Source organism: Cryobacterium sp. (genome assembly GCF_025463825.1).
Classification (GTDB): Bacteria; Actinomycetota; Actinomycetes; order Actinomycetales; family Microbacteriaceae; genus Cryobacterium.
The window spans coordinates 51,369-76,389 of the sequence record NZ_JAODBG010000093.1 but is presented as its reverse complement, the minus strand read 5'-3'; the positions used below and the strand labels follow the sequence as shown (position 1 = coordinate 76,389).

21 protein-coding genes and 1 pseudogene are annotated in these 25,021 nt (G+C 68.6%); 10 read left to right on the top strand and 12 right to left on the bottom strand.

Annotated features, from left to right (window positions below; all coding sequences use genetic code 11):
• Window positions 1-33: 33 nt before the first annotated feature.
• On the bottom strand, window positions 34-870 hold the full coding sequence (locus JWP54_RS11560; protein ID WP_297372050.1) for an oxygenase MpaB family protein: 837 nt from the start codon (window positions 868-870) through the stop codon (window positions 34-36).
• Between the two features lie 182 nt (window positions 871-1,052).
• Between JWP54_RS11560 and JWP54_RS11555 the strand changes: the two genes are divergently transcribed.
• A complete protein-coding gene (locus JWP54_RS11555) occupies window positions 1,053-1,613 on the top strand; it encodes a YceI family protein (RefSeq protein ID WP_297372047.1) in 561 nt (186 codons plus the stop codon).
• Window positions 1,614-1,690: 77 nt separating this feature from the next.
• Here JWP54_RS11555 and JWP54_RS11550 read toward each other — a convergent pair whose 3' ends face one another.
• The 4 genes from JWP54_RS11550 to sepH all read right to left on the bottom strand — a co-directional run bounded on the left by JWP54_RS11550 (window position 1,691) and on the right by sepH (window position 5,943).
• Window positions 1,691-2,497 (bottom strand): TMEM175 family protein, encoded by an 807-nt coding sequence (locus JWP54_RS11550; RefSeq protein ID WP_297372043.1) that lies wholly within the window; start codon window positions 2,495-2,497, stop codon window positions 1,691-1,693.
• Between the two features lie 9 nt (window positions 2,498-2,506).
• Window positions 2,507-3,547: an aromatic acid exporter family protein gene (locus tag JWP54_RS11545; RefSeq protein WP_367274215.1), complete on the bottom strand. Its 1,041-nt coding sequence runs from the start codon at window positions 3,545-3,547 to the stop codon at window positions 2,507-2,509.
• A gap of 112 nt (window positions 3,548-3,659) precedes the next feature.
• The gene (locus tag JWP54_RS11540) at window positions 3,660-4,745 is read right to left on the bottom strand and encodes a winged helix DNA-binding domain-containing protein (protein WP_297372037.1); all 1,086 of its coding nucleotides are present in this window, start codon (window positions 4,743-4,745) and stop codon (window positions 3,660-3,662) included.
• Window positions 4,746-4,839: 94 nt separating this feature from the next.
• Window positions 4,840-5,943 carry a septation protein SepH gene (gene sepH / locus JWP54_RS11535; protein WP_297372034.1) on the bottom strand — a complete coding sequence of 368 codons (1,104 nt, stop codon included), beginning with the start codon at window positions 5,941-5,943 and terminating at the stop codon, window positions 4,840-4,842.
• A gap of 196 nt (window positions 5,944-6,139) precedes the next feature.
• On the opposite strand from sepH, the gene JWP54_RS11530 reads away from it, so the two are divergent.
• Complete coding sequence (locus tag JWP54_RS11530; RefSeq protein ID WP_066599570.1) at window positions 6,140-6,433, top strand: DUF4193 domain-containing protein; 294 nt, start codon at window positions 6,140-6,142, stop codon at window positions 6,431-6,433.
• A gap of 8 nt (window positions 6,434-6,441) precedes the next feature.
• Here JWP54_RS11530 and JWP54_RS11525 read toward each other — a convergent pair whose 3' ends face one another.
• Window positions 6,442-6,897, bottom strand: a complete 456-nt coding sequence (locus JWP54_RS11525; RefSeq protein ID WP_297372022.1) for a DUF3093 domain-containing protein — start codon at window positions 6,895-6,897, stop codon at window positions 6,442-6,444.
• A 38-nt stretch (window positions 6,898-6,935) separates the two neighbouring features.
• On the opposite strand from JWP54_RS11525, the gene dut reads away from it, so the two are divergent.
• From dut to JWP54_RS11495, 6 genes are all read left to right on the top strand, one after another.
• On the top strand, window positions 6,936-7,451 hold the full coding sequence (gene dut / locus JWP54_RS11520) for a dUTP diphosphatase (protein WP_297372019.1): 516 nt from the start codon (window positions 6,936-6,938) through the stop codon (window positions 7,449-7,451).
• A gap of 215 nt (window positions 7,452-7,666) precedes the next feature.
• Entirely contained in the window at window positions 7,667-8,260 is a 594-nt protein-coding gene (locus JWP54_RS11515; protein ID WP_297372066.1) for a DUF3710 domain-containing protein, read from the top strand.
• A gap of 24 nt (window positions 8,261-8,284) precedes the next feature.
• Window positions 8,285-9,088 carry a DUF3159 domain-containing protein gene (locus JWP54_RS11510; protein ID WP_297372016.1) on the top strand — a complete coding sequence of 268 codons (804 nt, stop codon included), beginning with the start codon at window positions 8,285-8,287 and terminating at the stop codon, window positions 9,086-9,088.
• Window positions 9,089-9,222: 134 nt separating this feature from the next.
• Window positions 9,223-12,081, top strand: coding sequence for an aconitate hydratase AcnA (acnA, locus tag JWP54_RS11505; protein ID WP_297372013.1), 2,859 nt, complete (start codon window positions 9,223-9,225; stop codon window positions 12,079-12,081).
• Window positions 12,082-12,202: 121 nt separating this feature from the next.
• A complete protein-coding gene (gene dxs / locus JWP54_RS11500) occupies window positions 12,203-14,164 on the top strand; it encodes a 1-deoxy-D-xylulose-5-phosphate synthase (protein ID WP_297372011.1) in 1,962 nt (653 codons plus the stop codon).
• Between the two features lie 98 nt (window positions 14,165-14,262).
• Window positions 14,263-15,243 (top strand): aldo/keto reductase, encoded by a 981-nt coding sequence (locus tag JWP54_RS11495; RefSeq protein WP_297372008.1) that lies wholly within the window; start codon window positions 14,263-14,265, stop codon window positions 15,241-15,243.
• Window positions 15,244-15,329: 86 nt separating this feature from the next.
• Here the strand turns inward: JWP54_RS11495 and JWP54_RS11490 are convergent, their stop codons facing one another.
• The 4 genes and pseudogenes from JWP54_RS11490 to JWP54_RS11475 form a co-directional block, all read right to left on the bottom strand.
• Window positions 15,330-17,525: a 3-hydroxyacyl-CoA dehydrogenase NAD-binding domain-containing protein gene (locus JWP54_RS11490; protein WP_297372006.1), complete on the bottom strand. Its 2,196-nt coding sequence runs from the start codon at window positions 17,523-17,525 to the stop codon at window positions 15,330-15,332.
• On the bottom strand, window positions 17,522-18,727 hold the full coding sequence (locus JWP54_RS11485; protein WP_297372003.1) for a thiolase family protein: 1,206 nt from the start codon (window positions 18,725-18,727) through the stop codon (window positions 17,522-17,524). The genes JWP54_RS11490 and JWP54_RS11485 overlap by 4 nt, the downstream gene beginning before the upstream one ends.
• Window positions 18,728-18,804: 77 nt before the next feature.
• Window positions 18,805-20,001 carry an HRDC domain-containing protein gene (locus JWP54_RS11480; RefSeq protein ID WP_297372063.1) on the bottom strand — a complete coding sequence of 399 codons (1,197 nt, stop codon included), beginning with the start codon at window positions 19,999-20,001 and terminating at the stop codon, window positions 18,805-18,807.
• 463 nt (window positions 20,002-20,464) lie between these two features.
• Window positions 20,465-21,019 (bottom strand): annotated as a pseudogene (locus JWP54_RS11475) (DUF3000 domain-containing protein); the annotation flags it as partial.
• A 65-nt stretch (window positions 21,020-21,084) separates the two neighbouring features.
• Between JWP54_RS11475 and JWP54_RS11470 the strand changes: the two are divergent.
• Window positions 21,085-22,320 carry an alpha/beta fold hydrolase gene (locus JWP54_RS11470; protein ID WP_297372001.1) on the top strand — a complete coding sequence of 412 codons (1,236 nt, stop codon included), beginning with the start codon at window positions 21,085-21,087 and terminating at the stop codon, window positions 22,318-22,320.
• 33 nt (window positions 22,321-22,353) lie between these two features.
• Here the strand turns inward: JWP54_RS11470 and JWP54_RS11465 are convergent, their stop codons facing one another.
• On the bottom strand, window positions 22,354-22,800 hold the full coding sequence (locus tag JWP54_RS11465; protein ID WP_297371997.1) for a SufE family protein: 447 nt from the start codon (window positions 22,798-22,800) through the stop codon (window positions 22,354-22,356).
• 75 nt (window positions 22,801-22,875) lie between these two features.
• On the bottom strand, window positions 22,876-23,778 hold the full coding sequence (locus JWP54_RS11460) for a sulfurtransferase (protein ID WP_297371995.1): 903 nt from the start codon (window positions 23,776-23,778) through the stop codon (window positions 22,876-22,878).
• Between the two features lie 165 nt (window positions 23,779-23,943).
• Here JWP54_RS11460 and zapE point away from each other — a divergent pair, with 165 nt between their 5' ends.
• On the top strand, window positions 23,944-24,999 hold the full coding sequence (gene zapE / locus JWP54_RS11455; protein ID WP_297371992.1) for a cell division protein ZapE: 1,056 nt from the start codon (window positions 23,944-23,946) through the stop codon (window positions 24,997-24,999).
• Window positions 25,000-25,021: the final 22 nt, after the last annotated feature.

Here is a 25,021-nt window from a genome sequence, read left to right as displayed (position 1 = left end):
GGGCGCGGCGCGGGCGGGCCGTTCAGGCGGCGCTCATCCGGCCGCCGTCTCCCGGCCGGCCCGCAGGTAGTGCCGCATGGGCGCGTGCCGCAGCCGGGCCGGCAGTCGCGGATAGACCAGGCGCACTCCGGCCAGCAGCAGGTCGAATCGGCGCTGGCGGGCCGCCGACCAGGGCAGGTCGAACAGTTCCCGTTCCCCGGGGCTGAGGAGCCCGGTCGTGACGAGCCTGGCCAACGGCATGGCCAGTCGCAGGCCGACGGGCCCGGTGCGGTGGTGCAGCAGTTGGTCCGCCACGCCGCGGGTCGTGACATCGGTGGCCAGCTGGGCCGTAGCGTGTTCCCAGTACAGGGCGAACGCGGCGCGATCGGCCGGCCACAGGCCCGGCGGCACCTGCAGCGCCGTTCCCAGCACGCCGTAGTCGCGGTAGACGTTGTCGGCGTCGGCATCGGCGAGCGGGCCGTAGACCAGGTCGTGCATGCGGGTCGCCGACTCGTACAGCGTCGCGGCCACCCACAGTTGCAGGTGGGGGTCGAAGGCGTTGTACGCCGGGACCGCCCTGTCCTGGTCGGCCGGGTCGCTGTGCACCGGCCGGTGGGCGAGGGCGACCCGGCGCACGGCCGCTGCCCGGTCGATGGGCGTACCGCAGGTGACGGCGTAGACATACGACAGGGTGCCGTGCAGGCGGGCGAGCGGCCGCGCGGCGAAGTCGCTGTGCCTGGCCACGCCGTGCCCGACGGCGGGGTTGGCCAGTTGCAACAGGATCGCCCGTCCGCCGGCGAGCACGAGCACGCTTTCCGGGGCGATATCCTGGATGCCGCGCACTCGGTCGCTCAACCTCGGCCGGGCCGCGGTTGCTGGTTCGTGCCGCATGTGGATTCCTCTCGAGAGGCCGAGCCTACTGTTCGGCTCCTGTCCGGCGCCCCTGAGCGGACCGGTTCGTTCCTGAATTGTTTCCATTTTTTCTTGCACTGCATGGAATATCCTGAAGTCCTATGCGCTTGCATATACCTGAGGGCGGCGAGAACACTTGCCCCACGGACCTGAGGAGCACCATGAGCGACATCGACACCACCACCATCCCCGGCTACAAAGCGGGCACCTGGACCATCGACCCGACCCACAGCGCGGTCGGATTCAGCATTCGTCATATCATGATCAGCAAGGTCAAGGGCACGTTCGAGAACTTCGACGCCACCTTCATCACCACCGAGAATCCCCTCGAGACCAGCGTCACCGCTTCCGCCACCGTCGCCTCGATCAACACGAACGAAGCCAACCGCGACGGCCACCTGCGTACCGGCGACTTCTTCGACGCCGAGACCTACCCGACCATCGACTTCGTGTCGACCGGCGTGCGCGTCGTCAAGGGCGACTACCTCGTCGACGGTAACCTCACCATCAAGGGCGTCACCAAGCCCGTCACCTTCGACTTCGACTTCGGCGGCTTCGGCGGCGACCCCTACGGCAACTACAAGTTCGGCGCCACCGCGAAGACCGAGATCAACCGTGAAGACTTCGGCCTCACGTACAACGCCGCTCTCGAGACGGGCGGCGTGCTGCTCGGCGACAAGGTCACCATCACCCTCGAACTGCAGGGCGCCCTCCAGGCCTAAGCATTTCATCGCGAGAACGGGGATCCCACCTGGTGGGGTCCCCGTTCTCGTGCGCCCAACCTCCGCAGCAGGCCGCCTCAGGCACCGGGGCGGTCGGCGGCCACGGCATCCGGTTCGGGCCGGAGCACTCCCGTGCGCCTCAGCCCTGCGGCGATGAGCGGGTCCAGCGCGAACAGGAGGAAGGCCAGTGACCCTGTCACCGTGGCCAGCAGCACGACGGCGAAGGCCTGCGCGAGCGAACTGGCGGAGTTCACCCTGGCATTGTGCACCGCGGCGGCAGAGGAGCCCCGCACGAGCCCTCGCCGGGGCGAGCTGGCGTGGAACCACTGCCAGGTGCTGACGGCCAGGATCAGGAAGACGTTCACCGGCAGGAGGATGCGACCGAGCAGGAAATCGCTGAACGCATCGTTCAGGCTGGTGGTGAACGGAACGAGGACGACACCGAGCAGGCGCAGATTGTTGAGCCACACGATGGTGGTGTCCACCCGGGGGATGACCTCGAACTGACGCACATGGATGAGCCAGAGCAGGCTGAGCAGCAGGAAGCTGATCACCACGTTGAGGATGCTGGGCGCCAGGAGCACGACCGCGCCGGCGAGTCCGGCGTTCGAGTGCACGACGCCGATGCCGTCCACCGACAGGTTCAACACCAGCAGGGTCGCCGCGATCGCGAACACCCCGTCGGTGTACGCCTCCAACCGCCGGGTGGACAGCACGGTGCGCCTCAGCCGGAGCTCCGGTCGGGTGTCGCCGCCGCCGGCCGCCACCGGACTGCTGGAGCCCGCCGGCGGCACGTCCGCTTCCGGCTCGGGGAGCTCACGGTCGGGTTGCGCCGGCTCGGGTTGCTCAGGGTCTGCGTGCTCAGGCTCCGGCGTGCTCGGCATGCGGGCAGCCTACTCGCCGGTGATCTCCTCGCGCACCCGGCGCAGGTCTTCCATCAGGGCGCCGATCAGGATCCAGTGCTGCGGGTGCGGTGTCATGATCATCAGCGGCGCGGTGAGTGCCAGCGGTTCCGCCGCCGGCGACTCCGGGGCGGTTGTGGCATTCGGTGCCACGCTGAGCAACCGCAGGTCATGGGCGGCGCGTTCCAGCTCCACCGAGAACGCCTGCACTGTCGGTTCGAGGTGCAGGGAGTCGTCGTAGTGGTCACGCAGCGCACGCGTCATGCCCAACGCACGCGTGACCAGCGGTGCCAGCCGGGCGTACAGGGCGGCGTCGGCGTCCAGGACCTCCCGGTGCCGCGACTGCCGGGGATTGAGGGTGAGGCTCTCTTCGGCCTGGCTGATCGCGCGCTCGGCCTTGGCGAGCATCGGCCGGAGCAGCCGGGCCTGGATCATCAGGGTCTCCAGGTCGGCATACTTCTGCGGGCTCAGCAGGGCGTTGGCCACCCGCTCGAAGGTCGCCGCGATCTCGTTGGTGAGCCGGGTCACCGCGTCGTGGGCCGGGGTGAGCAGCACCGGCGGAACGATGAGGGCGTTGACGATCACCGCGATCGCGGCGCCGAGGATGGTCTCGATGATGCGGTCCCTGGCGTAGGTGGGCGTCGCGGCGCCCAGCGTGAGCACCAGCATAGCGCTGATCGGGATCTGATTGGCCGAGCCGGGGGAGAGCTTGAGCGCCCAGGCCAGGAGGATGCAGAGCACGATCGCGGAGAGCACGATCCAGCTGGACTGGCCGAACACCAGCCCGATGCCCAGGGCCACCAGGACGCCGCCGACGACACCGAGGCTGCGTTCGAGGGCCCGGCCGAGCGATTGGTTGACGCTGGGCTGCACGACGAAGATCGCGGCCATCGCCGCGAAAATGGGCAGCTCACCGGGTAGCAGCCACTGCGAGATGATCCACGCCAGAGCCACCGCCACGGAGGTTTTGAGGGTCTGCAGAAGGGGGATCCGTCTGGACACTCGCAGGTTTGCCGTTATTCGCACTGTCATAGGGTACAAGCCGGCCCGGGGTCGCCTGGCCCGGCCGACGCGCTCGCGGGCTCAGTCGCCGGCCGCTCCGAGCAGGGGCGAAACGTCTGCCGGCAGCACCTCGACGGGGCGGCTAAGGAAGCTGGCGTACTCGTGCAGGGACCGGTCGGCGGCCCGGGCCACCGCTGCCGGCAGCGGCTGGAAGGGGTGCGGCTGCACCGTGATGAGTTTGGGCTGCCAGTCGCGCCGCCAGGTGCCGATGACTCGGCCTGCCCGGATCAAGAGGGGCAGGAAGATTCCGTTTCTTGCCCGGCACGACCCGGGTCAGGTTCTCCGGCTCGACGGCGAAACTGCGGTCGCGATAGCCGAGGAGGTGCTCGTCGAACCCGGGCAGCGCAAGCACGGCGTCTCGGCCGCGTCCCGGCGCGGCGCTGCGCAGGGGACCGACGTCGCTCGCGGTGGGGAGCAGGTGCTGCACGCCGTCCACGTCGAGCCCGGTGAGGTGCGGCCCGGCAACGGCCAGGGCGGTCTTCGCGTCGGCCATGGTGAGCTGGGACCACCAGGCGAAATCGGTCAACGGTGCCGGCCCGTGGCCCACGAGGTAGCGCAGCAGGAATTCACCCAGGGCCTCGTCTCGCTCGAGCCGGCGCGGCCGGGGCACCCACTCGTCCAGGAGTACCAACATCTGTTGCGCGTCGAGCTGGCGACCCCAACACAGGGTGCCCGACTGGGCTAGGTGCCAGATCAAGTGGTAGCCGCGCTGACCGGCAGCATCGATCCCGGAGCTATTCAGCACCTCCAGGAAGGCCGCCCGGCTCAGCTCCCGGCCGCCGGAGAGGGCACCGAGCGCGACGTCCCTGGCCCGCTCGATGGTGTCCTCGTCGAGGCCGAGGTCGCGGCGCCTGGTCGTCGATCCCGCCCAGAGCCTGGGGATGGTGAGTGCGAGCATCCAGCCCAACTCCTCGGCGGCCACCAGATGCAGCGTTCCCCGCATCGGCCAGGAGCGGACGATCCGGCCAGAGTCGAGTAGAGCGTCGACATCGGCGGAGGTGGTGCCGGGTGCCCGGATGGCGACGGCCCACTTCGCCCAACGCAGATCCTGGGCCTGGAGCGCGAGGAGCCTCCCAACCACTGCCGCGGGGTCGGTCACGGGCGCGCCGGTCAGCGCCTGGCTTTCCAGGCGTCGTCGGGTGATGTCACTGCGGGAAGCGCGCGTCATGCCCCCAGAGTGGCAGGGAGAGGCGGCCAAGCGCCAGTGACCGTCCAGTGGACACCGGCCGGTTCCCGCAGGCTGTCTGACGGTGCAGGGTCGGTCAGGCCAGGTCGTCGTCGGTGCGGGCGCCGAAGACGATCTCGTCCCAGCTGGGCATCGAGGCGCGGCCGCGGCGGCCGGTCGAGGCCGAACGCGGCGTCCCGGTCGCGGCCTGGCTGGCCCACACATTGCGGGTCGGCGCGGGCACGACAGGGGCGGTGTCGGCGTCCGGAGCCGACTCGTCCACGGGGCGGATGTCGGTCTCCGCGGTTGCCTTCTGCACCTGGTCCACGGTCACCGGCGGGTTGCTGGTGCCGGCGGATGCTTCGCGTTCGCCACGGCGACGCCGCAACGACTCGAGCAGGTCCGCTGTCTCGCTCATGCTCTGCGCGGGTTCGGCCGCCCGCTTGATGGCCGCCTTGGAGACGGCCTCCGTCGTCCCTGCTGACCGGGAATACGGCACCACATCGTGCAGCGGAGCCGTGTCATTGAGGATGTCGTCGGCGAGGGACTCCTTGAAGGTGAACGCCCCGCTGTCGAATCGGCTGACGTCCGCCATGCTGGTCTCGGCACCGACGGCACGCAGCCGCGGTATGAGCGCGCCCTTGAGTTCGCCCTGCTGGGACAATGCGACTGCCTCGCTGCCGACGGGGGAGAGCGCATTCTTCTTGGGCTCGAAGGCCCAACGCGCGTCATGGTCGATGTCGTCGGCCGTGAAGGCGAGCTTCACGATCCACCCGGCGCCGGGTTCCTTCCAGCTGGCCCAGCGCTCGTTGGACGCACCGAGCGATGCGAGGCGTTCGCGGATGACGCTGCCGAAGTTTGCCGGCTCGTCGAGCGGCTCGGGGTCGACCGCGGCGTGCACCGGCACGCTCAGGGCCGACGACACGATGTACTCGCGCTCGGCGACCACCGGTCCCTCGAACCTGCGCACGAAGTCGAGTGACGCGCCGGTCACGGCGGCCACGTCCTCCGCGGACATGCCGGCGCGAATGTGCGCCTGCACCTCCCGGGGGGACAACTTGGGCCGGACGGACGAATCCGTCTGGGTTTGGCGAAGCCGGGACTGGAGAACCGCATCGATGGGGATCCGAAAACGATCACCCTCCTCTGACGCTGCAAGCAGCGCGCCGTTCTCTACTCCGATAACCTTCAAATCCTGCATGGCGAAAGCCCTCTCGCGATCACTGATGGGCCAACCCTGCCATGCAAAGTGGCCAAAGTCGGGGAATACTGTGGGCGTGCCGCAAGTTGCTTCTCTTGCCAACCTGAAAGCTTGGTGATTGGTTTGCTATTCCGCAGGGATTGTTGCAAACTATGGCCGCCGATTTCGTTTATCGGCGTTACTGAAATGGATGGGCATGGCAACCGACTACGACGCACCGCGAAAGACCGAAGACGACTCAGAGTCGATCGAGGCCCTCAAGGAGCGTGTACCCGACAAGATGTCAGGTGTCGTTGATGTTGACGACTCCGACAACCCCGGTGGTTTCGACCTCCCGGGCGCCGATCTGTCCGACCTCGACCTCGACGTCGTCGTCCTGCCTCCGCAGGCCGACGAGTTCACCTGTGTGGAGTGCTTCCTCGTGAAGCACCGTTCGCAGATGTCGCACGAGACCAAGCTCGGTCCGGTCTGCCTGGAGTGCGACGCCTAAAAGCGCGCTTAGTTACTTGATGCTGGCCGTCGCGATCCATTGATCGCGGCGGCCATTTCCTGTGGGCGGCGACTGGACACGAGCCAGTACGGCGCGGGGTCGGTCGGGTCCTCCAGTGGCACCCGGACAACCGGGGAGACCCAGCCGCGCAGCAACATCCAGGCGCGGGCATCCAGCCGCTGACCGCGTTCGAGCGTGGCCTCGGCGTCCTCGAAGGGGACCGCCTCACCGAGCAATCGCGTCTCGATGCTGGCCTTGCCGGCCCGCAGGACGCCGCCGGAGACCGTCACCGTGGGCGAGGCCAGCACCAGGAGGGCGGCACTGCCGAGATAGAGGCCTGCGGCGGTGAGCACGCCGACGAGCAGCGAGATCGGCAGGAACACCAGCAGGCTCGCAGGGATGACGAGGGCGATGATGACGAACAGCCAGGGGGATGGCCAGAGTTTTTCGCGATATTCGGGCATGGCTCTATTCGACCAGATAACTGCACTACCCTCGACACGTGTCTGAAAGCGTCGAAGTCCTGATTACCGCCTCCGTTCTCCCGACATACTCCCATCCGGGAGACGCCGGAGCCGACCTGCACGCCACCGACGCGCTCGTCCTGGCTCCCGGCGAACGGGCTCTCGTCGGCACTGGAGTGTCCATCGCCCTACCGGACGGTTATGCGGCCTTCGTCGTACCGCGGAGCGGTTTGGCCGCCAAACACGGCATCACCGTGGTGAACTCGCCCGGAACCGTCGACGCCGGCTATCGGGGCGAGATCAAGGTCTGCCTGCTGAACACCGACAGCACGGCATCGTTCCCCATCGCGGTCGGTGACCGGATCGCCCAGCTCATCGTGTCGCCCGTCGTGCGCGCCCAGTTCATCCCCGTGGAGCGGCTGCCCGGCAGCCTGCGCGGCGACGGTGGCTTCGGCTCGACCGGCGTGGGCGCCCGCGCGGCGGCCGACACCACCCCACCCACCATTGCGGCGCCGCACCCCGCGGCCGTCCCGCAGAGCGGAGAAAACCTGTGAGTGACAATGTGAATCCCGACACGCGCTCGAACACCGACGAGCGCAAGCCGGCCAAGAAGAAGAAGCTGGGCAGGACCAAGCTGGGCCGGAACAAGCCGGCCGACAACACCGAACTGGTCGACACCGAGCAATCCGACACCGAGCAGGTCGACACCGACCCGGCCCAGAGCGACCCGGCCGAGAGCGAGCCGGCCGAGAGCGAGCCGGCCCCCGACCTGACCGCGAAGTCGGCACCCCAGGACCGCGACGTTGAGGGTCCCCTCGACGAGTCCGAGGCGAACCCGGTCCGGCCGTACGTTGACCTCGGCGGCGTCAAGATCCTGCCCAGGGAGGGCCTGCACCTCCGCCTGGAGATCGAGGAGGGCAGCAAGCGCGTCGTCGCCATCGGCCTGGACTACGCCGGTTCCACGCTGCAGGTGCAGCCGTTCGCCGCCCCGCGCTCAAGCGGTCTCTGGCACGAGATCCGCACCCAGATCGCCGACCAGATCGCGAAGCAGGGTGGCTCGACCACCCCGCGCGAGGGCCCGTTCGGCCCGGAACTGGTCGCCGAGATCCCCGTGGCCGCCGGCCAGGGCCCCTCGGGAACCACCCGCCTGGCCCGCTTCATCGGCGTCGACGGACCGCGCTGGTTCCTGCGCGGCGTGATCGCCGGCGAGGGCGCAATCAATCCGGAGGCCGCCGCCCAGATCGAAGACCTGTTCCGCAGCATCGTCGTGGTGCGCGGCGCGTCGCCGATGCCGCCGCGGGACCTCATTCCGCTGCGGATGCCCGCCACCCCGGCCGGCAACCCCGAGCCGACCGGCGTCTAGCCGCCTCCAGCCGAAAGTTTTCCGATGACCGACACCCCCTCCGCCGCAGAGCCTGAACCGCGTCATTCCCCCGGCACCGGCGACCCGCACCCGCCGGCCGAGGCCGGTCCGCCGGAACCGTCCGCCGGCGGGGCCCTGGCCGACGGCATGGCCGCCGCGGCTCGGCGGGCCGGCTTCAGCCCGGCCGCGGACGGCGAACCGATCAGCGGGCACGCCTTGATCGCCGCCATGGGCGGCGTGCGCGGCGTTGTCGAGGCCGTGTTGCCCGGGCTGGTGTTCCTCGTTGCCTACACGCTCACCCGCGACCTGACGCCGGCCCTGATCGCGTCCGTGCTCATCGGGGTCGTCTTCTTCGTCCTTCGACTGGTCAAGAAGCAGACGATCACGCAGGCCGTCGGTGGGCTCGTCGGTATCGGCATCAGCGCCGTCCTCGCCCTCCTCACCGGTCGTGCAGAGGACTTCTTCCTGCCGGGGTTCTGGACCAACGGCGTCTACGGCGCCGTCCTGCTCGTGAGCGCCCTGGCCGGCTGGCCGCTGATCGGCGTCGGCGTGGGGTACCTGATGGGGGAGCAGCTCGCCTGGCGCTCGGACCCGTCCAAGCGCCGGGTCCTGTCGCTCATCACGTTCATGTGGGCCGGTTTGTTCATCCTGCGCCTGGCCGTGCAGCTGCCGTTGTACTACGCAGGTAACGTCGAGTGGCTCGGTGCGACCAAGCTGTTGATGGGACTGCCGTTGTACGCGCCGCTCCTGGTGCTCTCCTGGCTGATGGTGCGCTCGGTTTACGCGACCACGGCCCGCTCCACGCCTTCAGGTCCGCCGGAGGCCTAGCCGTCGGTGGTATGATTATCTTGACGTCAAGATAGTTTGGTAAGGCTACCCTTGCTGGCCAAGTCGGGCGTCCCATAGTCAGGATTGGGGATTGCGGACGGTATTCCGTCGGTTTCCACAAAGGAGAGGACATCGTGTCTGCAGTTAATAGTTTTGGAGCTCGGGACACCCTGCGCGTCGGTTCGACAGACTATGAGGTCTTTCGCCTGGACGCCGTCGCGGGGTACGAGAAGCTTCCGTTCAGCCTCAAGGTGCTGCTGGAGAATCTCCTCCGCACCGAAGACGGCGCCAACATCACCGCTGACCACATCCGCGCCCTCGGCGAATGGGTTCCCACGAGCGACCCCGACACCGAGATCCAGTTCACGCCCGCCCGCGTGATCATGCAGGACTTCACCGGTGTGCCCTGCATCGTCGACCTCGCCACGATGCGTGAGGCCGTCGAGGCGCTCGGCGGCGACCCCAAGAAGATCAACCCGCTGGCACCGGCCGAGATGGTCATCGACCACTCCGTCATCGCCGACCTGTTCGGCTCCGCGGATGCCTTCGAGCGCAACGTCGAGATCGAGGCCGAGCGCAACGGGGAGCGCTACCAGTGCCTGCGCTGGGGCCAGACGGCCTTCGACGACTTCAAGGTCGTCCCGCCGGGAACCGGCATCGTGCACCAGGTCAACATCGAGTACCTCGCCCGTGTCACGATGACCCGCGAAGTTCCTTCGACAGGCCCAGGAGACGGGATGGTATTGCAGGCCTACCCCGATACCTGCGTCGGCACCGACTCGCACACCACCATGGTCAACGGCCTCGGCGTGCTCGGCTGGGGCGTTGGCGGCATCGAGGCCGAGGCGGCCATGCTGGGCCAGCCCGTTTCCATGCTCATCCCCAAGGTCGTCGGCTTCAAGCTCACCGGCACCATCCCCACCGGCGTCACCGCCACCGACGTGGTCCTCACCATCACCCAGAGCCTGCGCAAGCACGGCGTCGTGGGCAAGTTCGTGGAGTTCTATGGCGACGGCGTCGCATCCGTGCCGCTGGCCAACCGCGCCACCATCGGCAACATGAGCCCCGAGTTCGGCTCGACCGCCGCCATGTTCCCGATCGACGACGTCACCCTGGACTACCTGCGCCTCACCAGCCGCAGCGAGGAGCAGGTCGCCCTGGTCGAGGCTTACGCCAAGATGCAGGGACTGTGGCACGACCCGTCCGCAGAGCCGGTGTTCAGTGAATACCTCGAACTCGACCTCTCCACGGTCGTGCCGTCGATCGCAGGCCCGAAGCGCCCGCAGGACCGCATCGAGCTCTCCAGCGCCAAGGCCCAGTTCGAGCACGACCTGAACGATTACGCGGCCAACCCGGTGTCCCTGGTCGACGCGGCCGTCGACGGAACTTTCCCGGCCTCCGACCCGATCGGGCTCACGCCGCAGGACGAAGAGACCGCGCACGTGATGATCCACGAGACCAACGGCACGCGTCACCACACCAGCCACGGACCGCTCACGCACACGCAACCGACCGCTGTCACCCTGGCCGACGGCCGGGCCTTCACCATCGACAACGGTGCGGTCGCGATCGCCGCGATCACCTCCTGCACCAACACCTCCAACCCTTCGGTCATGCTCGCCGCCGGCCTGCTGGCCCGCAACGCCAGCCTCAAGGGACTGAAGTCCAAGCCGTGGGTGAAGACCACCCTCGCGCCGGGCTCCAAGGTCGTCACCGACTACTACGCGAAGGCCGGCCTGAACGGCTACCTCGAGGACCTCGGCTTCTATCTGGTCGGTTACGGCTGCACCACCTGCATCGGTAACTCCGGTCCTCTGGAGGACGAGATCTCCGCCGCCGTGCAGGAAAACGATCTCGCCGTCACCGCGGTGCTCTCCGGGAACCGCAACTTCGAGGGTCGCATCAACCCCGACGTGAAGATGAACTACCTGGCCAGCCCCCCGCTGGTCATCGCGTACGCCCTCGCCGGTTCGATGAACTTCGACTTCGAGACGGATGCGCTCGGCCAGGACCACGACGGCAACGACGTGTTCCTCAAGGACATCTGGCCCGACGCGGCGGAGGTGCAGCGCACGATCGACACGTCGATCGACTCGGGCATGTTCGAGACCCAGTACGCCGGGGTCTTCGAGGGCGACGAGCGTTGGCGTTCACTGGACACCCCCACCGGTGCGACGTTCGAGTGGGATCCCAACTCCACCTACGTTCGCCGCCCGCCGTACTTCGAGGGCATGACCATGGAGACCACCCCGGTGTCCGACATCGTCGGCGCCCGGGTGCTGGCCAAGTTGGGCGACTCGGTCACCACCGACCACATCAGCCCCGCCGGCTCGATCAAGGCCGACAGCCCCGCCGGGCAGTACCTCGACGCGCACGGCGTTGCCCGTATCGACTACAACTCCTACGGCTCGCGCCGCGGAAACCACGAGATCATGATCCGTGGCACGTTCGCCAACATCCGCCTGAAGAACCAGCTGCTCGACGGCGTCGAGGGTGGCTACACCCGCGACTTCACCAAGCCGGATGCGCCGCAGTCGTTCATCTACGACGCCAGCCAGAACTACCAGGCCGCCGGCACCCCACTGGTCATTTTCGGCGGCAAGGAGTACGGCTCCGGCTCGTCGCGTGACTGGGCGGCCAAGGGCACCAGCCTGCTGGGCGTCAAGGCGGTCATCACCGAGAGTTTCGAGCGCATCCACCGCTCCAACCTCATCGGTATGGGCGTCGTGCCGCTGCAGTTCCCTGCGGGCACGAGCTGGGCCTCGCTCGGCCTGGACGGCACCGAGAGCGTGTCGATCTCGGGCATCGAGGAGCTCAACGAAGGCCGCACGCCCAAGACCGTGCACGTCGTCGCGACGCCCACCGAGCACTCCGCACCGGGCAAGGCGGTCGTCGAGTTCGACGCCGTCGTACGCATCGACACCCCCGGTGAGGCGGACTACTACCGCAACGGCGGCATCCTGCAGTATGTCCTGCGCTCGCTGGTCGCCTAACCGGTACCTCGCAGAATCAAGCCACACTGGCGCGTAGACTCGGTGAATCCGAACTGCGCGCCAGTAGTGTTTGTGCAGTCAGGACAGACAAGTTCGTGAGACCGTGTGAAAGGCAGTGCCGATGACCCTTCTGGAGACGATCCACGGTCCAAGGGACCTTGACCGGCTCACGAAGGACCAACTGGTGGAGCTCGCCGCCGAGGTGCGCGCCTTCCTGGTCGCCGAGATCTCCAAAACCGGCGGCCACCTGGGCCCCAATCTCGGCGTCGTCGAGATGACCATCGCCATCCACCGGCTGTTCGATTCGCCGCGCGATGCCATCGTCTTCGACACGGGGCACCAGTCCTACGTGCACAAGATGCTCACCGGGCGCCAGGACTTCAGCCGTCTCCGCCAGAGCGGCGGCCTGGCCGGCTACCCTCAGCGCCGGGAATCCGAGCACGACATCGTGGAGTCCTCGCACGCCTCCAGCTCGCTGTCCTGGGCGGACGGCATCTCCCGCGCCTTCGAGATGACCGGGCAGAGCGACCGGCACGTCATCGCCGTCGTCGGCGACGGCTCGCTCACCGGCGGCATGACTTGGGAAGCGCTCAACAACATCAGCGACGACAACAACCGTCGCCTGATCATCGTGGTCAACGACAACGGCCGCTCCTATGCACCCACCATCGGCGGCATGGCCCGGTTCCTGAACACGGTGCGCTTGCGCCGCAGCTACAAGGCGGCCTACCTCACCAGCCGGGAGGCGTTCGATCACATGGGCGCTCCCGGTCGGGCAGTGTTCCGCGGAGTCCGCGGTGGTCTGCACGGGTTCCTCAGCCGGTTCACGAACAATGAGGCGCTGTACTCCAACCTCGACATCAAATACATCGGCCCCGTCGACGGCCACGACATGGAAGCCATGCTCGAGGCCCTCAGCCAGGCCAAGGACTACGGCGCCCCGGTGATCGTGCACACCATCACCCAGAAGGGCAAGGGCTACGACCCGGCCGTGCAGGACGTGGCCGACCAATTCCACGCCGTCGGGGTCATCGACCCGGAGACCGGCGAGCCCACCGAAACGGCCGGGGCTCCCTCGTGGACGTCCGTGTTCGCCGACGAGCTGCTCACCCTGGCCACCGGCAACCCGAAGCTGGTCGCCATCACCGCGGCCATGCTGCGACCCACCGGGCTGCACAAGATGGCCGAACGCTTCCCCGACCGGGTGCACGACGTCGGCATCGCCGAACAGCACGCCGTCACCAGCGCCGCCGGCCTCGCCTTCGGCGGGTTGCACCCCGTCGTCGCCCTGTACGCCACCTTCATCAACCGGGCCTTCGACCAGGTCCTGATGGACGTCGCCCTGCACAAGGCCGGCGTCACCTTCGTCCTCGACCGGGCCGGCGTCACCGGGCCGGACGGACCCAGCCACCACGGCATGTGGGACCTCGCGATCCTGCAGGTCATCCCGAACATCCGGTTGGCCGCGCCACGGGACTCCACGCGCCTGCGCGAAGAACTCGCCGAAGCGGTGTTCGTCGACGACGGTCCCACCGTGCTGCGATTCCCGAAGGGCTCGACCGGCGTCGAGTTCGACGCCCTGGAGCGCTTGTCCGACGGCGTCGACGTTCTCCTGCGCAGTACCCAGCAGGATGTCCTCATCGTCACGGTCGGCCCGATGGCCGGCATGGGCCTCGATGTCGCGGAGCGGCTCGCGGCGCAGGGCATCGGCGCCACCGTTGTGGATCCGCGCTGGGTCGTGCCCGTGCCGCAGAGCATCATCGAGCTGGCCGGCGAGCACCGGATCGTGGTCAGCATCGAAGACGGCATCCGCGTCGGTGGCATCGGCACCCGCATCCGCCAGGACCTGCGAGAGGCCGGCGTCGACACCGCCGTGACCGAGCTGGGCCTGCCGGACGAGTTCCTCGACCATGGCACCCGCGCCGAGATCCTCGAGCGCGTGGGCCTGACGCCGCAGCACATCGCCCGTGACGTCGTGGCGATGGTGCTGGGCAGCAAACTGCCGCACGCCCGCCCGCTCCCGGAAGACAGCGACCGCACCGATACCGGCACGGTCCCGCTGCAGCGCGCCCCCCGCGACTGACCGTCGGTGTCGGCCGGGCGTGCCGTGGAGCGCGCTCGAGCGACCCCGGCAGCGAGCGACCACAAGACCTCCGAGTACTCCGAAAGGATCGCATCAGCATGAAGCACACCACTCTGGGCACCGTCACTCCACTGGACGTAGGCCGGCTCGGCCTCGGCTGCATGGGCATGTCCGCGTTCTACTCCGGCGCCGGCCAGGACGACGCCGAGTCGATCCGCACCATCCACCGCGCCATCGACCTCGGTGTCACCCTGTTCGACACGGCGGAGATCTACGGCCCATACCTCAACGAGGAACTGCTCGGCAGGGCGCTGGCGGGACGGCGTGACGAGGTGGTTCTGGCCACGAAGTTCGGCACCATCCTGCACCGCACCGACGACAGCCGCGGCCTGGACGGCAGTCCCCAGAACGTGCGCTTGTCGGTTGAACGTTCGCTGGCCCGGCTGGGAACCGACCACATCGACCTGTACTACCAGCACCGGATGGACCCAGGTGTGCCCATCGAAGACACCGTCGGAGCACTCGCCGACCTCATCGCCGAGGGACTGATCGGTCACTACGGGCTGTCGGAGGCGGCCCCAGCCACCATCCGGCGGGCGCACGCCGTTCACCCCGTGACGGCACTGCAGACGGAGTACTCGCTCTGGAGCCGGGACCCCGAGGCCGAGCTGCTTCCGCTCGTGCGCGAGCTCGGGATCGGCTTCGTGCCCTATTCGCCACTGGGTCGCGGATTCCTGACCGGCACCATCCGGTCGCTCGATCAGCTGGATTCGGGCGACTTCCGCCGGGACAACCCGCGCTTCGCTGGCGACAACCTGGCCGCCAACATCCGCATCGTCGAACAGGTCGACGCCGTTGCCGCTGACCTGGCGGCGACGCCGGCGCAGGTGGCCCTGGCCTGGCTGCTGGCCCAGGGCGAGCACATCGTGCCCATCCCCGGCACGAAGCGGGTGAGCCGGCTGGAGGAGAACGTGGCGGCGGACGCGCTGCGCCTCAGCGCCGACCAGCTGGCCACGCTGAACGCGATCGGCGCCCCCGTCGGCGACCGTTACGCCGACATGACCCCGCTGAACCGGTAACCGACGCACAACTGTTACCGCAACGGACAAATGTGGCCGGTGTGCCGGCCACATTTGTCCGTACGGGCAACAGTTGACGCGGGCTGCTAGTGCAAGGCGCTCCTGTCGGCGGGCACGTCGGCGCCCACGCCGCGCACCATCGGGGTGTGGAAGGTACCGCCGAAGACCCGCTCACTGGCACCGACCCGATCGAGGTACGGGGTGACCCCGCCCATCTGGAACGGCCAGCCCGCTCCGAGGAGCATGCACAGGTCGATGTCCTCCGGGGCGTGCACCACATCGTCGTCGAGCATCCGCTTGATCTCGTCGGCCAGGCCGTCCTCCACCCGGCGGAGGATCTGCTCCGCCGTCATCGGAGCGCTGCCGCCGGCCACGATCTTCAGGGCGCCCTTGTCGAAGCCGGTGACCTGGCCCTTGGAGTTGCGCTCGAGGATCTTGCCGTGCTCGGCGAGCTTGTGCAGGTTGGTGCTGTCGAAGAACCGGTCGGGGAACGCCGAGTGGTGGGTATCCAGCACGTGTGCCCCCACCTTGAGGCCGACCAACTCGAGCAGCTCGAACGGGGTCATCGGCAAACCGAACGGTGCCAGGGCGCCGTTCACCACCTCGAACGGGGTGCCCGTGTCCACGGCGTGCATGGCCTCGCCGAGGAGCTTGGCGAGCACCCGGTTGACCACGAAGCCGGGAGTGTCCCGGGTGATGACGGCGTTCTTTTTCAGTTTCTCCGCGATCACCATGGCCGTGGAGAGGGTGGCTTCGTCGGTCGCGGGCGTGTTCACGACCTCGATCAGCGGCATCACGGCCACCGGGTTGAAGAAGTGGAAGCCGACCAGTCGTTCGGGGTGGGACAGCTTCGCGCCGATCTGCTCCACCAACAGCGACGAGGTGTTCGTGGCCAGGATCGCGGTGGGGGAGATGTGCTTCTCGATTTCGGCGAAGACGTCCTGCTTCACCCCGAGTTCCTCGAAGACCGCCTCGATGACCCAGTCCGCGTCGGAGAAGTCGGCCTTGTCGGTGGTGCCGGTGACGAGGGCGCGCAGCCGGTTGGCCTCGTCGGGGTTGATCCGGCCCTTGGCCTGCAGAGTGGCGATCTCACCGTGGATGTAGGCCACGCCCTTGTCGACCCGGGCCTGGTCGAGGTCGGTGATCACCACAGGCACCTTAAGCCGTCGCACGAAGAGGAGGGCGAACTGGCTGGCCATCAGGCCGGCGCCGATCACGCCGACCTTCGTGATCGGGCGCGCCAGGGCCTTGTCGGGGGCGCCGGCGGGCCGCTTGGCGCGCTTCTGAACAAGGTTGAACGCGTAGATGCTCGCCGGCAGCTGGTCGCCGGAGATGAGGTCGGCCAGGGCGTCGTCCTCGCGGGTGAAGCCTTCGTCCCTGGTGCCGCTCTTGGCGGCCTTCACCAGGTCGAGGGCGGCGTACGGGGAGGTCGCGATCGTGCCGATCCGGTTCTGCAGCGTCTTGCGGGCGATGCCGATGGCGGCATCCCACTTGACCAGGCGTTCGATCTTGCCCGGCAGTTGGGGACGGTTCACGGTGATGGTGCCCGCGAGAACGCCGTCGGCCCAGCGGATCGAGTCTTCGAGGAAGCTCACCGACCGGAACATGGTGTCGGCGATACCCAGGTCGAGGGCATCGGCGCCGGTGAGGGTGCGGTTGTTCTTGAGCGGGTTCTCGACGATCACCTTGAGGGCGTTTTCAATGCCGACCAGGTTGGGCAGCAGGTACGACCCGCCCCAGCCGGGGATCAGGCCGAGGAAGACCTCGGGCAACGCTATCGCCGGCACCGTCGCATCGACCGTGCGATAGTCGGCGTTCAGCGCGATCTCGAGGCCGCCACCGAGTGCCAGCCCGTTGATGAACACGAATGAGGGCACGCCCAGCGTGCCCAGCTTGCCGAGGGCGTGGTGGCCGAGCTGCGCCAGCAGCTTGCCCACGTGGCGGGACGGGATCTCGGTGACCTTGCTGAGGTCGGCGCCGGCCGCCAGGATGAACGGCTTTCCGGTGACGGCGACGCCGTGGATTTCGCCCCGGCCGGCCCGCGCGTTGAGGTCGTCCAGTGCGGTGCTGAGTTCCAGCAGGGTGAGCGGCCCCAGGGTGTTGGGCCGAGTGTGGTCTCGCCCGTTGTCGAGGGTGAGCAGGGCGAGGGTGCGTCCATCGGAGAGCGGGATGTCCCGCACCAGGGAGTGCGTGACGACCTCGTCGCCGAAGAGTTCGACGAGGGGGGAGAAGTCCACGGCGGTGTAGTCGGTGCCGCCGGTGGCTGTGGTGTTGTCGGTCATCGCTTCGCTGCCTTCTTGTTGAAGTGCGGATTCTCCCAAATGACGGTGCCGCCCTGGCCGAGGCCGATGCACATGGCGGTGACGCCGTAACGCACCTCGGGATGATCGGCGAACTGGGCGGCGAGCTGGTTCATCAGGCGGACGCCGGAGGACGCGAGCGGGTGGCCGATGGCGATGGCTCCGCCGTATTCGTTGACCCGGGGATCGTCGTCGTCGATGCCGAAGTGGTCCAGAAAGGAGATCACCTGGACGGCGAATGCCTCATTGAGCTCGAAGAGGCCGATGTCGGTGATCGACAGGCCGGCCTTGCGCAGTGCCTTCTCGGTGGAGGGCACCGGGCCCAGACCCATCACCTCGGGTTCGACGCCGGCGAAGGCGAAGCTCACGAGCTTCATCTTCACGCTCAGGCCGAGTTCCTTGGCGGTGGCGCCGCTGGCCAGAAGGCACGCGGTGGCGCCGTCGTTGAGGCCCGAGGCATTGCCCGCGGTGATACGGCCGTGCGGACGGAACGGCGTCCTCAGGGCGGCGAGGCCCTCCAGGGTGGTTTCCGGGCGGGGAGCCTCGTCGCGGGTGGCCAGGCCCCAGCCGGCGTCGCTGCGGGTGGCGACGGAGACCAGGTCGGGCTGGATCTTGCCGGCGGCGTACGCGGCGGCCACCTTCTGCTGGCTGCGCAGGGCGAAGCGGTCCGAGCGCTCCTTGGTGTACTCGGGGAACCGGTCGTGGATCCGCTCCGCGGTGGCGCCCATATTCAGGGCGTCCTCGCTGACCAACCGTTCGCTGAGGAAACGCGGGTTGGGGTCCACCCCGGCGCCCATGGGGTGCCGTCCCATGTGTTCGACACCGCCGGCTATGGCGAGGTCGTAGGCGCCGAAACCGATCGCCGCGCCCATGGTGGTGACCGAGGTCATCGCCCCGGCGCACATCCGGTCGATTGCGAAACCGGGCACGGAGACCGGCAGGCCGGCCAGCAGGGCGGCCGTGCGGCCCAGGGTCAGGCCCTGGTCCCCGGCCTGGGTGGTCGCGGCGATGGCGACATCGTCGATACGGTCGCCGGGCACGTTCGGGTTTCGTTCCATCAACGCGGTGATCGCCTTGACGACCAGGTCGTCGGCGCGGGTATCCCAGTACATACCCTTCTCGCCGGCCCGACCGAACGGGGTCCGGACTCCGTCCACGAAGACGACTTCAGTTCTCTCGGCCACTTTGCCTCCATCACTCAAAACAGGTATCGCACGATCCTAGGGTGAGCGTTTAACCGGAGGGAATCCTTTGACTCTTCCTACGAAACCGGCTCGGAGGGAAGGTCGTCGCTTTGGTGGACTTCCACAAAGGCATCAGCTATTAGTTGTGCGGTCGCCTCAATTTGCCACGTCCGCGCGCCGAGTTGGGCGAGCGCGTTCCCGACGGCGTCGGCGTCTGCGGGTTCCGGCGGCTGCCACGATACGCGGCGCAGGTGCTCGGGCGTCAGGAGGTTCTCCAGCGGCACCGCGCGCTCTTCGGAGACGGCCGTCAGCGCAGCTCGGGCGGCCTTGAACCGCAGGTCCGCCTCTGGATTACGGTCGGCCCAGGCCCGCGGCGGGGGCAGGGCGTCGCTATTCGCCTTCACGGACGGCAGGTCGGCGCTGGCCAGGCCCTGTTGGATGGCTCGCCACCATCTCTCTAGTTCGGTGCGGCTGGCCCGGCCGTTGAACTCGCGGAGATCAGCGAGGGCGTTCTTGGACACCGGCAGCGCTCGAGCGGCGGCCACCAGGGACGCGTCGGGCACCAGCCGGCCGGGGGAGACGTCGAGCTCCTGCGCGAGCGCGTCCCTGGCGACCCACAGTTCGCGGGCTACGGCCAGGTTGCGCTGACCGCGCACCGCGTGCAGACCTGACAGTCGGCGCCAGGGCTCCGCACGGGCCGGCTTGGCCTCCTTGGCCAGGACGGCTGCGAATTCCTGGTCGGCGATGTCGGTCTTGCCGGACTCGACGAGCAGGTCGACCATGCTGTCGCGCAGGTCCGGCAGCAGTTCGACGTCGAGGGCGGCGTAGACCAGCCAGCTCTCCGGCAGTGGCCGGGTGGACCAGTTGGCCGCGGAGTGTTCCTTGGCCAGGTGGATGCCCAGGAGCTCTTCCACCACGGTGCCCAGGCCCACCCGGGGCAGGCCGAGCAGGCGGGCGGCGAGCTCGGTGTCGAAGATGCGGCCGGGGTCCAGTCCGACCTCGCGCAGACAGGCGAGGTCCTGGCTGGCGGCGTGCAGGATCCATTCCTCCCCGGCCAGGGCTTCGTTGAGTCCACTGAAGTCGCCGATGGCCGGCGGGTCGAAGAGGAAGGTGCCGGCATCGCGGCGGTAGAGCTGGATCAAATAGGCGCGCTGGGAGTAGGTGAAGCCGGATGCGCGCTCGGCGTCGATGCCGATGGGGCCGGTGCCGGCGGCGAGTTTGTCGACGGCCGCAAGGTAGGCCGCGCGGCTGTCGATGACCTGGTGGCCCACCATCGCGCGGTCAGCCACGGGCTGCACGACGCGCCGACAGGTCTGCGACGCCGAGCATGCTCGGTGCACGGGTGCTCGGTACGGCCGCACCCGGGTCATGGCCGCCGGCGAAGAAACTGTGGCCGGTACTGCCCTGCGCGGTGGCGAGTCCGACCGGATCGGCTCCGCCCGTGTGTACTGCAATGACGTTCATTCCCACGGACTCCCTGGCGGTGCGCTCAGCGCCGCGCTCATCGGGGCCGGTGATCGGGGCACCGGCCGTTTCCTTGCCGCCGGGCTCCTGGCCGGGGGCGACCACTCCAAGCGTATGCAGTCCGGGGCCGCTGCGTCGCCCCGTGGGCGAAGTCGGGCCGATCCCTTCGAGGGGGCCGAGGGTGATTCCGTCCCCGGAATCGGTTCGGCTCTGGGGAGCAGGCGGGGCAGCCTCGGTGCCGGCCGGATGCGGCCCGCGGGGCGGGGTGGGCATCTCGCCGGCCGGGGGCAGACCGGCCAACATGCAGAGCAGCTCGCCCCAGCCTTCGACGTGGGCGGCGAGGTCGTTGTTCAGCGGGCTCCAGGAGGCGCGCAGTTCGATCTGTGCGCCGTCACCCTGACGGGCGAGTTCGCCGAAACCCGAGGACAGGATCTTGGTGGCCGTGCCGGATGCGGCGGTGTATACGGCGCCCCGGGTGTCCAGGGCGTCGACGAGCCAGGCCCAGGCCACCTCGGCGAGGAACGGGTCGATGCCGATGTCGGTCTCGAGGGGGGCCTGCGCGAAGCAGACCACCCGGAACGGTCCGCCCCAGCTGTCCGGTTCGTCGGGGTCGTAGAGCAGGATGAAGCGCCCGGTGCCGAAGTCCGAGTCGCTTCCGTGCCGCACCGGCGCCACATCGGCCGAGAGCGCGATAGCGTACGGCGCCAGGTTTCCCGGCGCCGGAATCTCGGTGACGACCAGCTCGGATCGCGGCCGGGCGTGACGGATGGCGTCGAGCGCCGCGGCGAACTGCGCGGGGCGCTGGGGCTCATCCTCTATATCGGGCACGTCTGCAGACTAGAGTTTTTTCCGTGCGCTGGTGCGAGGCACGCCGAGTAGCGCGGAGGTAGGTTATGGCCGATCACGAGGCACGACGCTCGTCCGGACCGTCCCTGGCATCGGCCGGGCTGGTGCTGCTGGGAGGGGTACTCGCCGTGTCGGCGGCCGCGTCACTCGCCGTCGGCGTCCTGACAGCTGTGATGGCACGCCGGATCGTGACGCCGCCCACCACAAGAACCGACGACACCAGGGTCTGGGGTGTGGACCTCGACGCCGGCACCATCACGCTCGCGCCCACCGCGGATTCGGTGCTGCCCGGCGACTATAGTTTCTGGTTCTCGGCCGATTCCGGCCACGCCCGCCTGGGCGGGATCGAGAACAGTTCGGCGACCAGTGTCACCCGCCGCATCCTAGGCGTCGACTACGGCGATCTCGCCGCCGCGGCAAGGGGTCGGCTGGGCGGGTATTCGTTCCTCGGGCCGTGGGACCTCGGCCTCGACTTCGAGGACGTGACGGTGAGCACCGACCGCGGCGAGGCCCCGGCGTGGCTGATCCCGGCTGCCACGCCGACCGGCCGCTGGGCGATCCTGGTGCACGGGCGCGGTGTGCGCCGGCAGGAGACCCTGCGCGCAGCCCCGGTGTTCCACGCGGCCGGCTATACGTCGCTGCTGATCTCCTACCGCAATGACGGGGACGCGCCGGCCAGCGCCGACGGCCGCTTCGGACTGGGGGACACCGAGTGGCGCGACGTGGAGGCGGCCATCGATTACGCCCTGCGGCACGGGGCCACTGGGATTGTGTTGATGGGCTGGTCCATGGGCGGCGCCATCTCCCTGCAGGCCGCCACCAGAGCCTCCCATGACGGCCGGCTGCTCGGGGTCGTGCTGGAGTCTCCTGTGATCGACTGGGCGGATGTCGTGGCCTACCAGGCGCTGCTGCTCCGGCTGCCCGCGCCGGTGGTGCGCGGTGCGCTGGTTGTGATGGGTAGGCGCTGGGGCCGAATCGTGACGGGTCTGCACCTGCCGATCGACTTCCCCCGCCTGGACTTCGTGGCCCGGGCGGACGACCTGAGCGTGCCGATCCTGATCCTGCACAGCGACGACGACGGATACGTGCCATCGGCGCCGTCCCGGAAGCTCGCCGAGCGCCGGCCGGACATCGTCACCCTGGTGCCGTTCGCCGGGGCACGGCACACCAAGCTCTGGAACTACGACCCTGCCGCCTGGAACGGGGCGATGCTGGGCTGGCTGACCGAACTGGCTTCCGCGCGTCCCGCGATCGAGTCGGCCGATACCGCGAGGGGTGCGTAGCGAGCCCGGCCGGCGCCAGCCGTAGGGAACCGGCTAGGCCAGTGCCGCCGTGCGCTCGCGCAGCTGCCGCTTGGTGCGGCCGAGCATCGCGGTCATGCCGCGAAGGCGCAGCGGCGACACCGCCTGGCTGAGACCGATCGTCTGTGGGAAGTCGTCGGGAACTCCCAGAACGGCATCCACTGAGAGCCCGTCGAGGCCCTGCGCCAGGATCGACGCGAAGCCGCGGGTGGTGGGGGACTCCGCCGGGGCGGTGGCGTAGAGGTGGACCAGGCCGGCCGGGTCCACCTCGACGAAGATGAACACCGGTGACTGGCACTCCACGACTCGCTCGAAGAGGTCGGGGTGGTCGCGGTACCGCTCCGGGAGGGCGGGAAGCTCGTTGGAGAACTCGAGCAGCAGTTGCAGTCGGTCCGGTTGTTCCAGTGCCAGGAAGTCCTCGCGAATCTCGGCGAGCTGGCTGGGCAGGTCACGTGTTGTCATCGTCTCAATTGTCCCACAGGCCGGCCTCGGAGTGTCCGGCGGCAGGCGCCGGGGCCGGCGTCGTCAGTGCGGCGCTCATCGCGGCTGCGGCGCCGCACCGGCGTCGGCGCCCTGCACGATCGGCACGCGGACGGCGCTGCCCCATTCGGTCCAGGAGCCGTCGTAGTTGCGCACGTTCTCCAGGCCCAGCAGGTGCGTCAGCACGAACCAGGTGTGGCTGGAGCGTTCACCGATGCGGCAGTACGCGATCACCGGCTCGTCCCCGGTGAGGCCGGCTTCGTCGCGGTAGATGGCGTCCAGCTCCGCCCGTGAGCGGAAGGTGGCGTCCTCGGCGGCCGCCCGGGCCCAGGGAACGGAGGCGGCGGAGGGGATGTGGCCGGCCCGCAGCGCGCCCTCCTCCGGGTAGGCCGGGGCGGTGGTTCGTTCGCCGCTGTACTCCTGGGGTGAGCGCACATCGATGAGGGGATGCCCGAAATGCGCCAGCACATCCTCCTTGTACGCGCGGATGGGAGCGTCCTCACGCTCCACCACCGGGTATGCAGTCGGTTCCGCCAACTCCCGGTCGGTGGTGACCTCCCGGCCCTCAGCCAGCCACTTCTCGCGGCCGCCGTCGAGCAGGCGCACATCGGAGTGCCCGAACAGGGTGAAGACCCACAGCGCGTATGCCGCCCACCAGTTGCTCTTGTCGCCGTAGATCACGACGGTGCTGTCCCGGCGGATGCCCTTGCGGCCGAGCAGCTCGGCGAAGGCCGCGCCGTGGATGTAGTCGCGCTCGACAGGGTCGTTGAGGTCCGTGTGCCAGTCGATCTTGACCGCACCCGGGATGTGGCCGGTCTCGTAGAGGATCACGTCTTCGTCGGATTCGACGACGACCAGGCCGGGGGTGCCCAGGTGCTCCTGCAGCCACTCGGTGGAGACCAGCCGTTCCGGATGGGCGTAGTCGGCGAAAGCGGGAGACGGATCTGTTGCGACGGTCATGGTTCCTCCTGGTGGGCCGGCCCACGCTCGCGGACGTGCATCGGTCTGCGGTGTTGCACGGGTCCAGCCCCGGTGTTCGTGCAATTAGGCTGGTGGACACCCTCTACAAGGATGAAGCCCCTACCGATATTCCGCGAGGATGCCGGGTGCACAGACAGGAACCGGATGCCAGAGAAGGCCGCCCCGACCCGCCAGCTTCCCCTCAGGCTCGTCGACAGGTCGCCGTCGATCACGGGCGCGGAGATCGTGGCCGAACTCGTGCCGCCGCCGCAATTCGAGCACGCGTCGTTCGAGTCCTACCGGCCCGATCTCGACTACCCCTCGCAGCTGGACGCCGTCGAACGGCTGAACGCCTTCGCGGCCTGGCGGGGCCGTCCGGGCGGCTTCTTCTCCCGTGCGCGCCGGGCCAAGCCCGAACTACCCGGCATCTACCTCGACGGCGGGTTCGGCGTGGGCAAGACCCACCTGCTGGCCGCACTCTGGCACGGTGCCCCCGGGCCCAAGTACTTCGGGACCTTCATCGAGTACACGGCCCTGGTCGGCGCGCTCGGCTATGCCGAGACGGTGAAGGAGCTCACCGGCGCGAAGCTCATCTGCATCGACGAGTTCGAACTGGACGACCCGGGCGACACCATGCTCATGACGCGGCTGCTCGCCGAACTGATCGCCTCGGGAACCCGGGTCGCCGCGACGTCCAATACCCCGCCCAACTCGCTGGGCGAGGGGCGCTTCGCGGCGGCCGACTTCCTGCGCGAGATCTCCGCCATGTCGTCGAACTTCGAGACCGTGCGCATCGACGGCCTCGATTACCGTCGGCGGGACGCCTCCGGCCAGGCCGCAACCGTTGGGCCCGAAGAGTTCGCCGCGATGACGGATGCCCTGGCCGGCCGCGGCTCACGGGTCAGTGTCGACGACTTCGGCGCGCTGATGCGGCACCTCAGCACAGTGCATCCGTCGAAATACATCAAGATGATCGCCGGAATCGACGTCATCGCCCTCCGCAATGTGTACCTGCTCACGGACCAGACGGATGCGCTTCGCCTCGTGGCGTTCATCGACCGCGTCTACGACGCCGAAATCCCCATCATCGCCAGCGGCATGCCCCTGCACGACGTGTTCGACGCCGAGATGATGGGCGGCGGCTACCGGAAGAAGTACCAGCGGTCCCAGTCGCGGATGGTGGCGCTGAGTACTGGGGAACTGCCGCCGCACGCGGAGTGAGGGCCTCCGGCGAAACACGCTA

Bases quoted from the DNA above. Each gene is read 5' to 3' on its own strand.
- JWP54_RS11480 (WP_297372063.1), bottom strand. From the start codon at position 20,001: ATGGTGGGCCACCAGGTCATCGACAGCCGCGCGGCCTACCTTGCGGCC.
- JWP54_RS11510 (WP_297372016.1), top strand. From the start codon at position 8,285: ATGACCGACACCCCCTCCGCCGCAGAGCCTGAACCGCGTCATTCCCCC.
- JWP54_RS11555 (WP_297372047.1), top strand. From the start codon at position 1,053: ATGAGCGACATCGACACCACCACCATCCCCGGCTACAAAGCGGGCACC.
- JWP54_RS11560 (WP_297372050.1), bottom strand. From the start codon at position 870: ATGCGGCACGAACCAGCAACCGCGGCCCGGCCGAGGTTGAGCGACCGA.
- JWP54_RS11540 (WP_297372037.1), bottom strand. From the start codon at position 4,745: ATGACGCGCGCTTCCCGCAGTGACATCACCCGACGACGCCTGGAAAGC.
- JWP54_RS11470 (WP_297372001.1), top strand. From the start codon at position 21,085: ATGGCCGATCACGAGGCACGACGCTCGTCCGGACCGTCCCTGGCATCG.
- sepH (WP_297372034.1), bottom strand. From the start codon at position 5,943: ATGCAGGATTTGAAGGTTATCGGAGTAGAGAACGGCGCGCTGCTTGCA.
- JWP54_RS11490 (WP_297372006.1), bottom strand. From the start codon at position 17,525: ATGACCGACAACACCACAGCCACCGGCGGCACCGACTACACCGCCGTG.
- dxs (WP_297372011.1), top strand. From the start codon at position 12,203: ATGACCCTTCTGGAGACGATCCACGGTCCAAGGGACCTTGACCGGCTC.
- JWP54_RS11525 (WP_297372022.1), bottom strand. From the start codon at position 6,897: ATGCCCGAATATCGCGAAAAACTCTGGCCATCCCCCTGGCTGTTCGTC.
- JWP54_RS11495 (WP_297372008.1), top strand. From the start codon at position 14,263: ATGAAGCACACCACTCTGGGCACCGTCACTCCACTGGACGTAGGCCGG.
- zapE (WP_297371992.1), top strand. From the start codon at position 23,944: ATGCCAGAGAAGGCCGCCCCGACCCGCCAGCTTCCCCTCAGGCTCGTC.
- JWP54_RS11545 (WP_367274215.1), bottom strand. From the start codon at position 3,547: ATGACAGTGCGAATAACGGCAAACCTGCGAGTGTCCAGACGGATCCCC.
- JWP54_RS11530 (WP_066599570.1), top strand. From the start codon at position 6,140: ATGGCAACCGACTACGACGCACCGCGAAAGACCGAAGACGACTCAGAG.
- JWP54_RS11460 (WP_297371995.1), bottom strand. From the start codon at position 23,778: ATGACCGTCGCAACAGATCCGTCTCCCGCTTTCGCCGACTACGCCCAT.
- JWP54_RS11465 (WP_297371997.1), bottom strand. From the start codon at position 22,800: ATGACAACACGTGACCTGCCCAGCCAGCTCGCCGAGATTCGCGAGGAC.
- JWP54_RS11550 (WP_297372043.1), bottom strand. From the start codon at position 2,497: ATGCCGAGCACGCCGGAGCCTGAGCACGCAGACCCTGAGCAACCCGAG.